General features: G+C 39.3%; 15 protein-coding genes. 8 read left to right on the plus strand and 7 right to left on the minus strand.

The genetic code is table 11. From position 1 onward, the window contains the following. Nucleotides 1–5: 5 nt before the first annotated feature. Nucleotides 6–743, minus strand: a complete 738-nt coding sequence (psb32, locus tag ACPZ3T_RS13310) for a photosystem II repair protein Psb32 (protein WP_490276833.1) — start codon at nucleotides 741–743, stop codon at nucleotides 6–8. A gap of 142 nt (nucleotides 744–885) precedes the next feature. On the opposite strand from psb32, the gene ACPZ3T_RS13315 reads away from it, so the two are divergent. Then, nucleotides 886–1,746: a hypothetical protein gene (locus ACPZ3T_RS13315; RefSeq protein WP_490276834.1), complete on the plus strand. Its 861-nt coding sequence runs from the start codon at nucleotides 886–888 to the stop codon at nucleotides 1,744–1,746. Here ACPZ3T_RS13315 and ACPZ3T_RS13320 read toward each other — a convergent pair. Continuing rightward, complete coding sequence (locus tag ACPZ3T_RS13320) at nucleotides 1,721–3,037, minus strand: site-specific DNA-methyltransferase (protein ID WP_490276835.1); 1,317 nt, start codon at nucleotides 3,035–3,037, stop codon at nucleotides 1,721–1,723. The two genes, ACPZ3T_RS13315 and ACPZ3T_RS13320, sit on opposite strands and share 26 nt — an antisense overlap. Beyond that, nucleotides 3,038–3,274: a helix-turn-helix domain-containing protein gene (locus ACPZ3T_RS13325; RefSeq protein ID WP_490276836.1), complete on the minus strand. Its 237-nt coding sequence runs from the start codon at nucleotides 3,272–3,274 to the stop codon at nucleotides 3,038–3,040. Nucleotides 3,275–3,473: 199 nt separating this feature from the next. Between ACPZ3T_RS13325 and ACPZ3T_RS13330 the strand changes: the two genes are divergently transcribed. Together ACPZ3T_RS13330 and surE are read left to right on the plus strand one after the other, a co-directional pair. Then, nucleotides 3,474–4,388 carry a M48 family metallopeptidase gene (locus ACPZ3T_RS13330; RefSeq protein ID WP_490276837.1) on the plus strand — a complete coding sequence of 305 codons (915 nt, stop codon included), beginning with the start codon at nucleotides 3,474–3,476 and terminating at the stop codon, nucleotides 4,386–4,388. An 86-nt stretch (nucleotides 4,389–4,474) separates the two neighbouring features. Then, nucleotides 4,475–5,155, plus strand: coding sequence for a 5'/3'-nucleotidase SurE (gene surE / locus ACPZ3T_RS13335; RefSeq protein ID WP_490276838.1), 681 nt, complete (start codon nucleotides 4,475–4,477; stop codon nucleotides 5,153–5,155). A 17-nt stretch (nucleotides 5,156–5,172) separates the two neighbouring features. On the opposite strand, the gene ACPZ3T_RS13340 is transcribed toward surE, so the two are convergent. Together ACPZ3T_RS13340 and ACPZ3T_RS13345 are read right to left on the minus strand one after the other, a co-directional pair. Next, nucleotides 5,173–5,304 carry a hypothetical protein gene (locus ACPZ3T_RS13340; RefSeq protein ID WP_490276839.1) on the minus strand — a complete coding sequence of 44 codons (132 nt, stop codon included), beginning with the start codon at nucleotides 5,302–5,304 and terminating at the stop codon, nucleotides 5,173–5,175. Then, complete coding sequence (locus ACPZ3T_RS13345; protein ID WP_490276840.1) at nucleotides 5,291–5,596, minus strand: hypothetical protein; 306 nt, start codon at nucleotides 5,594–5,596, stop codon at nucleotides 5,291–5,293. Before ACPZ3T_RS13345 ends, ACPZ3T_RS13340 begins: the two co-directional genes overlap by 14 nt. A gap of 690 nt (nucleotides 5,597–6,286) precedes the next feature. On the opposite strand from ACPZ3T_RS13345, the gene ACPZ3T_RS13350 reads away from it, so the two are divergent. Then, nucleotides 6,287–6,964, plus strand: a complete 678-nt coding sequence (locus ACPZ3T_RS13350; protein ID WP_490276841.1) for a sugar transferase — start codon at nucleotides 6,287–6,289, stop codon at nucleotides 6,962–6,964. Between the two features lie 323 nt (nucleotides 6,965–7,287). Then, the gene (locus ACPZ3T_RS13355; RefSeq protein WP_490276842.1) at nucleotides 7,288–8,541 is read left to right on the plus strand and encodes a GTPase family protein; all 1,254 of its coding nucleotides are present in this window, start codon (nucleotides 7,288–7,290) and stop codon (nucleotides 8,539–8,541) included. Here the strand turns inward: ACPZ3T_RS13355 and ACPZ3T_RS13360 are convergent. Together ACPZ3T_RS13360 and ACPZ3T_RS13365 are read right to left on the minus strand one after the other, a co-directional pair. Then, nucleotides 8,531–8,887, minus strand: coding sequence for a XisI protein (locus ACPZ3T_RS13360; protein WP_490276843.1), 357 nt, complete (start codon nucleotides 8,885–8,887; stop codon nucleotides 8,531–8,533). The genes ACPZ3T_RS13355 and ACPZ3T_RS13360 overlap by 11 nt on opposite strands. A 233-nt stretch (nucleotides 8,888–9,120) precedes the next feature. Continuing rightward, nucleotides 9,121–9,462 (minus strand): element excision factor XisH family protein, encoded by a 342-nt coding sequence (locus ACPZ3T_RS13365; protein WP_490276844.1) that lies wholly within the window; start codon nucleotides 9,460–9,462, stop codon nucleotides 9,121–9,123. Nucleotides 9,463–9,524: 62 nt separating this feature from the next. Between ACPZ3T_RS13365 and ACPZ3T_RS13370 the strand changes: the two genes are divergently transcribed. From ACPZ3T_RS13370 to ACPZ3T_RS13380, 3 genes are all read left to right on the plus strand, one after another. Then, the gene (locus tag ACPZ3T_RS13370) at nucleotides 9,525–10,289 is read left to right on the plus strand and encodes a DUF6816 family protein (protein WP_490276845.1); all 765 of its coding nucleotides are present in this window, start codon (nucleotides 9,525–9,527) and stop codon (nucleotides 10,287–10,289) included. Nucleotides 10,290–10,395: 106 nt separating this feature from the next. Further along, the gene (locus ACPZ3T_RS13375; RefSeq protein WP_490276846.1) at nucleotides 10,396–11,100 is read left to right on the plus strand and encodes a Uma2 family endonuclease; all 705 of its coding nucleotides are present in this window, start codon (nucleotides 10,396–10,398) and stop codon (nucleotides 11,098–11,100) included. A 313-nt stretch (nucleotides 11,101–11,413) separates the two neighbouring features. After that, nucleotides 11,414–13,258, plus strand: coding sequence for an ABC transporter ATP-binding protein (locus ACPZ3T_RS13380; RefSeq protein WP_490276847.1), 1,845 nt, complete (start codon nucleotides 11,414–11,416; stop codon nucleotides 13,256–13,258). Nucleotides 13,259–13,272: the final 14 nt, after the last annotated feature.

The raw sequence follows: 13,272 nt of genomic DNA on the forward strand, positions 1-13,272 counted from the left end.
CCTAATTAACCTTCCGATGATGGTTGTACTGCTAAATAGATATAGTAGGTGGCCATGGGAATAATTGTGGCAGCGATTAATAGTCCTACTACCCAAGCTGTAGCGTTACCTTGATCAGTTTCTTCGGCTTTTTTAAATGTGCCTTCTACTTGTATATTGTCAGTGATTTGGGGAGGGCCAGGATCAGGTTCACCGGAGAGAACTGCAACTAGGCGATCGCTAGCATCCAAAAATGCCTGATTATATTTGTTACCATCCCGTAACGGTGCAGCTAATGTTTCTTCAGCGACGCTCTTAGCAATCTCATCTGTCAGCAGAGATTTGACTTGATCCCCAGAAATAATTGCTGTGCCGTTAGTCACTGTATCCAACACTAACAAAGTTTGATTAGCTTGGGCTTCTGGAGTCGGAAACCATTTCTCAAACAGTGCTTGAGCAAAGGTTTCTGGAGTTTCTCCGTAATCGAAGCGGCGAATAGTCACAAATCTGACTTCGTTACCAGTTTTCTTGGCTAAGTCATCGAAGCTACTGCTAATTTGACCTTCATTGATGCGGCTGATAACTTCACCTTGGTCTACAACCCAGGTAGGATCGCCATCTGTCAAGTTGGGGATTTGATAAACACCCGTAGCTAATGCAGAGGTGGCAAATAATGAAGAAGCTAAAATCACCGCCAGCAAAGGTAAAATTAGCCGGATGAGGACTTGCTTCATCCTAAAAACTTGGTTGAGGAGCTGTTTCATTTGATGATCCTATAATACCGACTAGCACCAAAAATACTATATAACTTATGTCAAAATCACCTCTTCCACGGATTAATCTGACAATTGGTTAGTCAGTTAACCTGCTGCTCCCAAGATTAGATTATATTTAAGGAGATACCCCTTGACCTCATTTGGTGAATATAAAAGCAGGGCTTCTCAATACATTACTTTTATTGACTCCCCATTCTATCCCGACTATCTTGATGAAGCCAAAACTATTTATAGCAGTGTTATAGATCAGTTTACAGAGTTAGCTTATCTGGCTAACAGCTCGGCTGATTTGCTGATAAGTATTGCTGAGAAACCAAATCCATCCCGAACTCAGCTATTAAGGATTTTTCGCAAATATGTATCACCAGACACGTCTGTTGAGATGTTAAAGGTTAAGAAGAAAATCCCAAACGTTATTGCAGACTATGGACATAGATTTAGAAACATAGAGGAAGTTAGAGCTAACTTGGCAAGCCGTCCCAATCCTGATGAAGCACTCATGGCTATTCTTATGGAGTATAAAAGCCGAGGACAGAAAGGATACGAACTAACGGAAGCGTTCTTTTTATGGTTTGAGTCCAATTTTAGTTCGGATTACTCGATTCAAGGCCCAGTGCGTGCTGGTAGAGATGTAATGCTGAATGAAGTTTTGCCAGATTGGGATGCAAAAACACCAGCAGACATTGTTATTTCTCGTCATGATGGAACGCCACTAGTTATAGGCTTTGCCCGTTATGATTCAGATCGAGGAGGAGCGCAAGAGGATGATCGTATAGGTGGCAACCGAGATAAAGTGACGGACATTCTGAGATATGCTGATACTTATGATTTACCTCTAAAAGTATTTTTTCTCAATGATGGGCCGGGACTTACACTCGGTTCTATGTGGAATGACTATGCTGCTTTAGAAAACTATGGCAAAGGAAGAGTTATGGTATGTACTCTCAAAATGCTAGATGAAAGGTTTACCAAAGATTGGCTTGAAAGTTAAGTTTACTATGCCACTCCTGAATAGAGGTTTCTGGAATACTTTGTAAATCTGGGGCTATCTCCACATATAAATCAAGTCCACTGCGTAAAACTCTATTAGTATCTAATAAGGATTGTTGTTTGATCTGAGTGCTATTGCTATTAATAAAGTCGCCCATAACTTCAGTACCTTGAGCTAGGCGATGAACTGTAGTTTCTATTGCCAATAGGGAATTATCTATACCTATCCATTGCCTTTCTAGCTCTTCTGCAACTGCAATTGTTGTACCACTTCCAGCAAAAGCATCTAATACAATATCTCCTGGATGAGAAGAGGCAAGAATAATCCGCTTGAGCATTTCTGAGTTCTTTTCAGTTGGATACCCTGTAATCTTGATATTTTGATTATGGGCATCTTTGAAATCCAACCAAATATCCTGAACTGGAATGCCTTTACTATTATCGAGATAAACTTTTCTTCTGGGATTACCTGTAGGAGACCAATAAATTTCACCTCTAGCATCCATTTCATCTAGGGTTTCAGGTGTATACTGCCAGTGTTTACCAGGAGGGGGAAGCATTCCTCGCCACGGTTTGCCAGTAGCACCATTTCTTGTTCCTGGTGCATGAATAGGAACTTTTTTATAACGTCTTCCTGTTTCTGCTTCTATGTATTGGTATTCTTTCTTAGCAGTACCGTCTGTCCAAGCTTCAAAGGCTTGATTCCACACATAACTTTCGCTTTTTGTATAAAACAAAATATAGTCTGAAATATTGCCGTATTGCTTCCGTGTATAGTTCTTGGGATTACATTTCTTCCTTGTGATCCAATTGCGGAAATTCTTATATCCAAAAATTTCATCCATCAATACCTTGACAGGGAAAGCCATATTATCATCTAGATGGACGTAGATAGAACCATCCTCGGACATTAACTCTCTCAGCAAAATTAGCCGTTGACGCAAAAATTCTAAATAATTAGCCCCATTCATGACATCATGATAAGCATGATTCTGTTTTCTAGATTCAAAATCAGCACCCGTGGCATAAGGTGGATCAATGTAGATTAACTTAACATTTCCAGCAATATTAACGTCATCTAATAAGGTTCTTAAAACTCTTAAATTTTCGCCGTAAATTAATCGATTTCTGGGCTGTTTCTCTACACTAGCAACACAACACAACTGTGCTGGAGAAATATTCAAAATATCTTCAACTGGTAGTTTTCCTTCATACTCTAACCTGAAGGAGAGACTATTATTTTTTTTTAAAAGACTGTTGCGTTTGAGTTTACTAGGTATTCCTGTAGCCATCTAAATTTTTGTTTCTTCTTGGTGATCTTGATTTTGACCTGCGAGGAACTCATCAAAATCTTGCCTACGAACTCTCAAGATTTTTGGCCCTACTTTTGTTGCTTTTAACCTATTGGCAGAGATCCATCTTTGCACCGTTCTCTGATGCACTCGCAGAATCTCGGCTATTTCGTTAGTGGTTAAAAACTGTTCTTGTTCCCCACTACTAACCTCTTGTTTCTGTCGCTTATGTCGCATAAATCGCTTTTGTCGTATTTTACATCTAAGATGCTTGTGTCGCAACTGTCACTTTGTATGATTTTAAAATACCCAGAGTAATGAACTGCAATCAAAAAGAAGCGCGATCGCTCATCATCTTCTGAGATCCTCTTTCTGATATCTTGACTAAATAGTTGTGAGTTTATATTAAATTTTATTGTGCTAAATACACAAACCTATGGCAAAAAAACAATTCTCCGGGTTGAAAACAGAGTTTTATGAGCATCCATTTGACCACAAAGCCTTGGTGGCTTTAGAGAAAACGCCAGTATTACCTTTATTGTTGAAAAAGGTCAATGAGTATGGCATTGATAAATTACTGCGGATGCAAATCACTGGCGGTGAATTTAAAGTTACGCCTCGTAACTTTCCCAGTCTTTATGATGCTTTTGTAGAAACCTGTAAGATCCTTGATATTACTCCCATTCCCGAACTGTTCCTGTTTCGTGGTACGGGATACATTAAAGCCTATGCTGTGGGAGTAGAAAAGCCAGTAGTAGGGATTAATCTGGAAGGAATGGAATGGCTTTCCCATGATGAATTGTTATTTGTGTTTGGACACGAAGTTGCACGCATTAAAGGTAAATACTTGGCATACCAGCAAATGGCTCATGTGATGCCGGTGGTGAAGAACTTAATTAGTAGTACAACATTGGGGATGGGTGGATTAGCTGCTAATGGTATAGAAATTGCTTTATACAACTGGATAATCATGGCCAAATTTACCGCCGATCGCGCTGGTTTATTGGCGTGTCAAAATCTAGATGTGGCAATTACTGCTTTGATGAAATTGGGTGGCTTACCTCAAGAATATTTAAATGAAGATACAATTAATGACTTTGTAACCCAAGCTCGTGCTTTTGAATTTAATAATCTTGATAGTTTAGGTCAATTTGCTAAGACTTTTAGCTTTATGGAACATCTCCTACCCTGGACAGTCATGAGAGCCTCGGAACTTTTGAAATGGGTAGAATCAGGCGACTATGAAAATTTATTGCAAGGAAAAGAACTTAGTAATCAATATAGTGAAAGTCAAGAAGAAGATGAAGACTGGGACTTTCTAACTGCATGGGACAGCACTGAACAAAGTTAGTGTAGCAGGTTACAGGTGATTTCCTAATATATCGGCCGGCTACTGTATCTATCCTTTTAATTAATTACGAATTACGAATTATTATTATGTCCATAATTTTAACTAACGATGACGGTATTGATGCTCCAGGAATTAAAGCTTTAGCTCAGGCTGTCAATGGTAAAAAAGTTATTATTGCTGCACCCAAGCATCATCAATCTGGTTGTGGTCATCAAGTGACTACCACTCGTCCAATTAACCTGCAAAAGCGTTCTGAGTTTGAGTATGCGATCGCAGGTACTCCGGCTGATTGTGTCAGAATTGCTTTAACGCAGTTGTGTGTAGATACCAAATTTGTCTTATCGGGAATCAACGCTGGCGGTAACTTAGGGGTTGATGCTTACATTTCCGGGACTGTGGCCGCTGTGAGAGAAGCTGCTATGCACGGTATCCCCGGTATTGCTATTTCTCACTATCGTAAAGCGAAGCGAAATTTTGATTGGGAGTTTGCAGCTCAGTTAACTATCGAAGTGTTAGCTGATTTACTCCATCGTCCCCTAGAAGCGGGATGTTTTTGGAATGTGAATTTACCCCATCTCCAACCAGGAGAACCAGAACCGGAGATAGTATTTTGTCAACCTTGTAATAAACCTTTACCAGTCAACTATCGTATTGATGGTGATGATTTTTATTATGTCGGCGAATATGGCAAACGCGATCGCACTCCGGGAAGTGATGTAGATGTTTGTTTCTCCGGTAATATTGCCGTCACGCAATTAAAGGTTTAATTTTTGGGCATTGGGCATTATTGTATTTTTTTCTCCCTTGTCCCCCTTCCCTTGTCCCCCTTGTCTCCCTTGTCTCCCCCTGCTGCCCTGCTCCCCTGCTCCCCTGCTCCCCTGCTCCCCTGCTCCCCTGCCTCCCTACGCTTCTTCATCTAATCCCTGAATTAATGAAGTTAACTTATCTAAAGTTTGGGTGAGTTGAGTTAATCTTTGTAACGAATCATCCTGTGATTCCGCGAGACTTTGGATAGCATCACACAATGCAAAAATTTGATATCCTTGCTGCTGTAATTGTTTGCCTTGGGCTTCAACTTGACAACTTAGATTGTCCAATCTATCTGCTAGGCGTTCAATTGTTTCAGTTGTAGAGAGTACAGCTTCTCCAATTTGCTCAACAATGGATTCTAGGCGGTTAATTTTGACTTCTATCCCAGTTGAAATCATGTTTTGAGTACCCTGATTGTGAGAGAGCATTTTAGTAATTAAACTTCCATAATAAGTAAGTAATTTAATTTGCTAAATACAGCTTAATATTATGGCTGTAGTAATAATATTTCTGCTTTGTTTGTTGTTCTTCTGGCGGAAGATAGACGCATTTTGGCAATTTAATTTATAGATTTTGTAGTTGGCTTTAATTTTTTATTTTCTGTAATTTAACTAGAGAACTCCTATTTATTTGTAAAGATACAGCCGGGATAAATTTAAAAATATCTCGATTATTAACAATAAGCTGACTGAACTTACTGTCTCCACTCTGTTACAGGTGGGTTGCTTAAGAATTTCGCATACCTCAACTAACTGCTTCAAGTTGTCTCTAAGTACTTTCAATCTAGATAAGTGACGCTACAAGGAACTTACTTACGCATCAAAATTAACTTTTTAGCTGGCACTAGCAGCAATTTTGCGCTTGAGTGAATTGTTTTACACATATTAATCTGTGCTAATCATCCTCGATGAGATATATTTATCTCTCTTTATCTTAAATTCATATAACTTTATGATCCCCTGAACTTAGATGAAGATTAAGTAAATATACCTTAAAATATGGGGTTTGACGTGGTGTGATGTTTATCTCTTGAGAGAAAATCAGTAATACTACCATATGTTCCTAAACATTCGGCTAGAGAATGTACTATGTATCAAACACCTGTACAAAGAATCTCAGAACCTCATACTTATAAAGAGTGGGTATTAGACTTTGCAGAACACCCATCAGTACAGTCAAGGTTCAAACGTTGTCTAGATATTGTAGGCAGTCTGGTAGGACTGATGATTTTTGCTATCATGTTTGTGCCGATCGCCATCGCCATTAAACTTGATAGTCCCGGTGCGATTCTGTTCTCTCAAGAACGCTATGGAGTGTATGGCCGTCCCTTTCGGATTTGGAAATTCCGTTCGATGGTTAACGATGCGGAGAACCTGAAATCTTTAGTAGATAACGAAGCTAATGGACTGATCTTTAAAAACAAGAATGATTTCCGCGTTACCAAAGTAGGACGGTTTTTGCGTAGCACCAGTTTAGACGAACTACCCCAGTTTTGGAATGTTCTCATGGGTGATATGAGTCTAGTGGGAACACGTCCACCCACAGCTGATGAAGTAGCAAAGTATAACAGCCGCCATTGGCAACGTTTAAACGTCAAGCCAGGATTAACCGGTGAATGGCAAGTAAATGGGCGATCGCAAGTTAAAGATTTTGAGCAAATAGTGGAACTAGACCTACGTTATCAAAACAATTGGCATCCACTATACGATTTACATCTAATTCTCAAGACCATCTATGTCATTGTAGGTAGAATTGGAGCTTTTTAACATTTAGTTTTGATAACTGATAAAAACCGGATGACTTAAGCATATTTCAGGTGTATATCCTTGATAGTGCTTAATTACCCCGGTTTTTTAATGCAATCCCAAACATTAGCCTTTCTCCTCAATTAACGGCAAAATTATATGTAAGGCTACGTGAATTTTTACGTTATGTGCAGAAGCTAACGTGAAACCTAACCCCCTAACCCCCTTCCCTACCAGGGAATGGGGAAAAAGTGAGATAAGGCTACTTAATCGAAAAATTTAAAAATTACGAATTACGTTAGCGGAGCGGGGCGCAGCCCATTACGAATTACGAATTACTTACGATGGTTAAACCAAATTCTTGGACAAATCGCCTAACTAGTGTCTGGAGCAAGACAACAACAGGCCTAATGCAACGCTTACCTGTAGACCAAGTTGCACAGAACCTAGTGCAGTGGTTTAGCGTTAGTGAAACTGAAGTTACAGAGATTTTAGAGAGAGTCCGCAAGGAACTACCAACGACAGAAGCTTTATTAATTGGTAAACCCCAAGCTGGGAAAAGTTCCATTGTCCGAGGACTAACAGGGGTTTCGGCGGAAATTGTCGGACAGGGATATCGTCCCCACACACAACACACTGAACGCTATGCTTACCCTTCTCCTGAACTACCCTTGCTGATTTTTACGGATACAGTGGGATTAGGAGATATCAACCAAGAAACTGAGGGGATTATTCAAGAATTACTGGGAGATTTACAACAGGCAACTACACGCGCCAGAGTCTTAATTTTGACAGTAAAAATTAATGACTTTGCCACTGATACCCTGCGTCAAATTGCTCAACAATTACGGCAAAAATATCCAGAAATTCCCTGTTTATTGGCAGTTACTTGTTTACATGAAATTTATCCGCCTAGTATTGTTGACCATCCAGTTTATCCCCCCGACTATGAGGAGGTAAATCGGGCTTTTACGGCGATGCAAGCAGCATTTGCGGGACTATACGATCGCTCGGTGCTGATTGACTTTACCTTAGAGGAAGATGGGTATAATCCTGTATTTTACGGCTTGGATGCACTGCGGGATAGTCTAGCCGAATTACTTCCTGAAGCAGAAGCACAGGCAATTTATCAGTTATTAGATAAACAAGCGGCGGAAAAACTAGGGAATATTTACCGCGATGTCGGTAGACGTTACACCTTATCATTTGCAGTCATGGCGGCGACTGTAGCTGCTGTACCATTACCCTTTGCTACTATGCCTGTATTGACGGCTTTGCAAGTGTCTATGGTGACGCTGTTGGGCAAACTTTATGGGCAGAACTTGTCACCATCCCAAGCTGGTGGTATGGTAAGTGCGATCGCTGGTGGTTTTTTAGCCCAGGCCATTGGTAGGGAGTTAGTTAAATTTATACCAGGTTTCGGGAGTGCGATCGCAGCTTCTTGGGCAGCCGCTTACACTTGGTCATTAGGGGAGACAGCCTGTGTTTACTTTGGTGATTTAATGGGTGGGAATAAACCTGATCCCCAAAAAATTCAAACAGTCATGGAAGAAGCCTTTGAGAAAGCCAAGGAACGGTTTAAGGGCATCAAGAATTAATTGATTCAGCCACAGCAAATTCTGTGTACTGGCGCATTTGCGGTTCGTGAAATGCTAGGACTATGTCTTCTTTAGGGACACCCACACGAACCAACTCGTTAGCAATACCATCTTCTGTCCAGTCTTCTTCTATCCAGAATTTGCCATTCCGAATACGAACGTAGACGGTTATCCCCGTTACTCGTTCTCCATTCTGCCAACCAAGATTCATCCAGATATAGTGTCCATGTTGCTCATCAGTAATTAAGAAAGTTTCTATATCGCGCTTAGACTGATGATTACACAATTCTACATACTCATTCAATATTTGCTTGATTAATTTGGGATACTCTATTAGTTTATCCATTGCACAATCTCCTCTTTTTCTGTGTCTACCACAATTAGGGGAAGTTGATGTCTATTTAATATTAATTAGACTTCTTGCATAAATACTTTGGTGTTGCTAACAAGATTGTTTAAAAGCTCACGCATTCGCCCTTGGCGTTCCGCTTGCGGTAGGCGCAAAGACGCAAAGAAGAACGCAGGAAAATAACTCTTGAAGTTATGTATTAGGATTGTTCAATTATTCGTGCAAGAGGTCTATTGAATTACGTCTTGAATAAAAAAGGCTTTGTAAGCGATCGCACTCACCGCCAGATATAATTTATGGTGTGGGGCAGTTGCCTCCAGGAGATAACGGTACATATCGTATTGACCAAGAGCTTCTTTAAAATTTTGTAATTTAGAAGTCCCAATAAAACTTTTCACTTCGACTACAATCTTATTTCCATCACGTTCAGCCACCATAGTTCTTTCCGCACCTAAATCAGCATAAAGCTTTATTTTTCCATACTCAATAATGTAAGGGTCGTCAGTAATTGTCCAGCCATCATTAATCAGTGCGCTTTTGACGGCATTATGAATAATATCTAGTTTAGGCATAATCATCCAATCTATAATAATTTATACCAAATTATATAATCATAAAAATGAAATTAATTTTGATGATTTTTTTCATCTTTTCCTGTTTATGTGGATGGACTAATCATGCTATAGCAGGCGAATTATCCGAACGCTTGGCGAACTTTCCGCAGTGGGAAAAATTAACCTCTGTAAAACCAGCAAAAGGAGATTTAATTTACCCACAATGGATGGCGGGAACGTGGGAAGTTAAAAGCACATTGGTAGATTTAGCTGCACCTTTAGCACCAGAAATTGTTACACCTGGATTTGAAAGCAATCGTCAACAACTCAACCAAACTATCAGTTTTTTAGTCCGGTTTATTCCCGAAACTCAACCTAATTCTGCCTTAAAATTTATCCCTATTATCAGTAAAAATCAGCAAAATATCATTGCAGATAGAGCCTTTAATAGCTTAAATTTAGCCAGGGCATATTTAGGAGATGACACAGTATTATCAGTCAAAACTGACCCCGATTCTCCTAATCGTCAAATTACATTTTTAAATTCAGAACGTCAACTAATTTCAATTGTCACGGCACGCGCTACAGAAAATACGGCAGATGGTAAATTCATTACTACAGAAGTATTTCAACAACTATTTAAAGGTAGTTCTGTACCTTATTTAAATTCAGTTGAATCTACTACAGCTTATCATCAATTAGCTACAAACAATCCAGCAATTGAGGCAGATCAAGTTACTGCTGTTTATCTGTCACCCCAAGATCCAGATTATTTTAAAGCAGGTTCTCAACCTGTAGCTTTGTATCGCTATCGCCTACAATTCTACCCCAGAAATAATAGCTAAAAGCAATTGCAAATTTAGGGTTCAATTGTGGCGATCGCTTGTCTATTCCCAACTTACGATAGACTTGTATTACCATGTCAGTCACTCCTTATCAACCCAAGAAATTATGATATCTGCTGACAAAACTTCTCAACTTTTGACAATCCCACCTTTAGAAAGTGGTGACAAGCTTACCCGCTATGAATTTGAGCGTCGCTACCATGCCATGCCGCATCTTAAAAAAGCAGAATTAATTGAAGGAGTTGTTTACGTGGCATCACCTGTACGAGCTAAACAACACGGTAAACCCCATAGTCAAATTATGACTTGGTTAGGTACATACGAAGCAAGTACACCAGGTGTAGAAACACTCGATAATACTACTGTTCTCCTAGATGCAGATAATGAACCCCAACCAGATGCCATTCTCAGAATAGAAAACGGTGGACAGTCGCGCATTAATGCAGATGATTATGTAGAAGGCGCACCAGAATTAATTGTAGAAATTGCCGCTTCTAGTGCTTCCTATGATTTGCATGAAAAACTCAAAGTTTATCGTCGTAATCAAGTGCAGGAATATTTAGTATGGCGAGTTTATGACAGTCAGTTTGATTGGTTTAAATTAAGGGAAGGTGAATATATTCAACTGGAAGCAAATACAGATAATATAATTTGTTCACAAGTATTTCCTGGTTTGTGGTTAGCTAAATCAGCATTATTATCGGGGGATTTAGCTCAAGTTTTAACTACTTTACAACAGGGATTATCTACAGTACAGCATCAACAATTTATGCAAAAACTAGCGAATTTATCAGATAGATCAAAAGATTAAATTAGTGAATAGTAAACAGTTACAGCAGATTCGATGTTTATGAACTACAGCAAATGATTGAAAAAATTAATTGAGTAATGAGTAAATTTCTTACTCATTACTCATTACTCATTACTCATTACTTATTACTCATAGTGTACCTCCCTTACTTCAAAAGTGCTGTATCACTCCTGGTTGATGACTATTGATCCTACATTCCTCATGTCTCTCATCCATTTGGGTGATTTTTGAAGTTAGCTCTTGACTACGATTGTAGTATGTATGTAATATTATAACTCCAAGCGAACACTCGCACTCTTGGGCAGTGTGCATCATGGCTAAATTTCGAGATATTGTCAATTACTTTCGTGCTGACTGGAAATTGAGTATTTTCAGTATCATAGCTTCTAGTATTTACGAAATCGTTGATTTGGTTGTTCCTTACGCCATTGGACAGATTTTAAACGTTCTGTCGAATCAGCCTTTAGATCAACCATTGCAAAACGCGATAAGCTACGCTGGCCGTTTCATCAATCCAATTTTTTCTGACATTACTAATTATCCAGCCAATAAGACTTTATCATTAAGTGTATTGCTAGGGATAATTTTTATTGTCACTGTTGTCAAAGCACCGACACAACCTTGGTTAACTAGTTGGTTTCATTGGGACATCGCCTTAAGAGCGCGTCGAGATAAAACCGAAATCGCTATTCAGAAAATTCTCACACTACCTCTAGAATTTTATGATGAAAACAACGCCGGACGGATAGCTGGTAGAGTTGCTAGAGGTCTTGGTAATCACACTTGGACATATCCAGAAATTGCCGGACAGTTAATTCCTAAACTGTTTCGAGTAATTGGAATTTTTGTATTTATCTTGTTGATTGAATGGCGAATTGCGCTGTTATATCTAATTTCTTTTGTAGTTATCCTTGGGTTCACATTGAAGGAATTAAAACGGATAATTTGGCATGAGAGCAAATTAGATAAATACATGGAAGATACTGAAAGTAGAACTTCTGAGCTAATCACTAATATCAAAACTGTCAAAGCTTTTGCCACTGAAGCTAAAGAATTAAAACGGCAAAAGCAACGATTAGACAGAGAATTTACAGTTGTCGATTATCGTATCCACAAAGGATATGTAAATCTGATAACTTGGCAAAAGACTGTGATTCAGTTTTGTGTATTTAGCATTTTAGGTTTAACCTTAGCAGCTACAGTTAATGGTAGAGTTTCTCTCGGTCATTTTATCATGACTTTAACTCTTTCTAGTATGGCTTATGCTGAGTTAGAACCGATTAGCAACCTAGCAGAAGTTTTTGCACGGCGTTATTCTTCGATGTTGCGGTTTCATGAATTTCTACAAGAACCAATTGGTAATGAATCCGTTGGTATTTTAGGTGAAGAAAAAGAAACAACATCACCCTATAAATTCACTGGTAAAGTTGAATTTGCTCATGTCGGTTTTGGTTATGATGCTAGCCGTCAAGTGTTGCAAGATATCAACTTACTCATTGAACCATACCAAACAGTTGCCTTAGTTGGGCGTTCTGGTTCTGGTAAATCTACCTTGGTAAAACTACTATTGCGCTATTTTGAACCCCAACAGGGACAAATTCTCATTGATGGTCAAGATATCCGCACCTTGAATATAGGACAGTATAGACGCAGATTGGCGATCGTTCACCAAGAAGTAGACGTGTTTAACGGGACTATCTTAGACAATCTCACCTACGGTAGACCAAATGCTACTTTTGAGGAAGTTCAAGCAGCTTGTAGAATTGGTAGAGTTGATGAAGTAGTCCAGCAACTACCCCAAGGTTATTACACCGTCGTTGGAGAACGTGGTGTCAGGTTATCTGGGGGACAAAGACAGCGTTTGGGTATTGCTAGAGCTTTGCTGGTACAACCTGACATCTTGATTTTTGACGAAGCCACCTCTAGTCTAGATTACGAGTCTGAGCGTTCCATTCAATTAGCAATGCGATCGATTCAGGGAACTTGTACAACTATTGTCATTGCTCACCGTTTGAGTACAGTCCGGGAAGCAGATAAAATTGTTGTTCTAGACCAAGGAAAAATTGTAGAAGTCGGTAGCCATGATGAACTTTTGCGTCATGAAGGCATTTATCGCCGCTTGCATTCTCTGCAAGAAACCGGAGAACTTCTAGAGTAGACAGGTTTGTAGTA

The organism is Aliinostoc maniaoense (assembly GCF_058172895.1).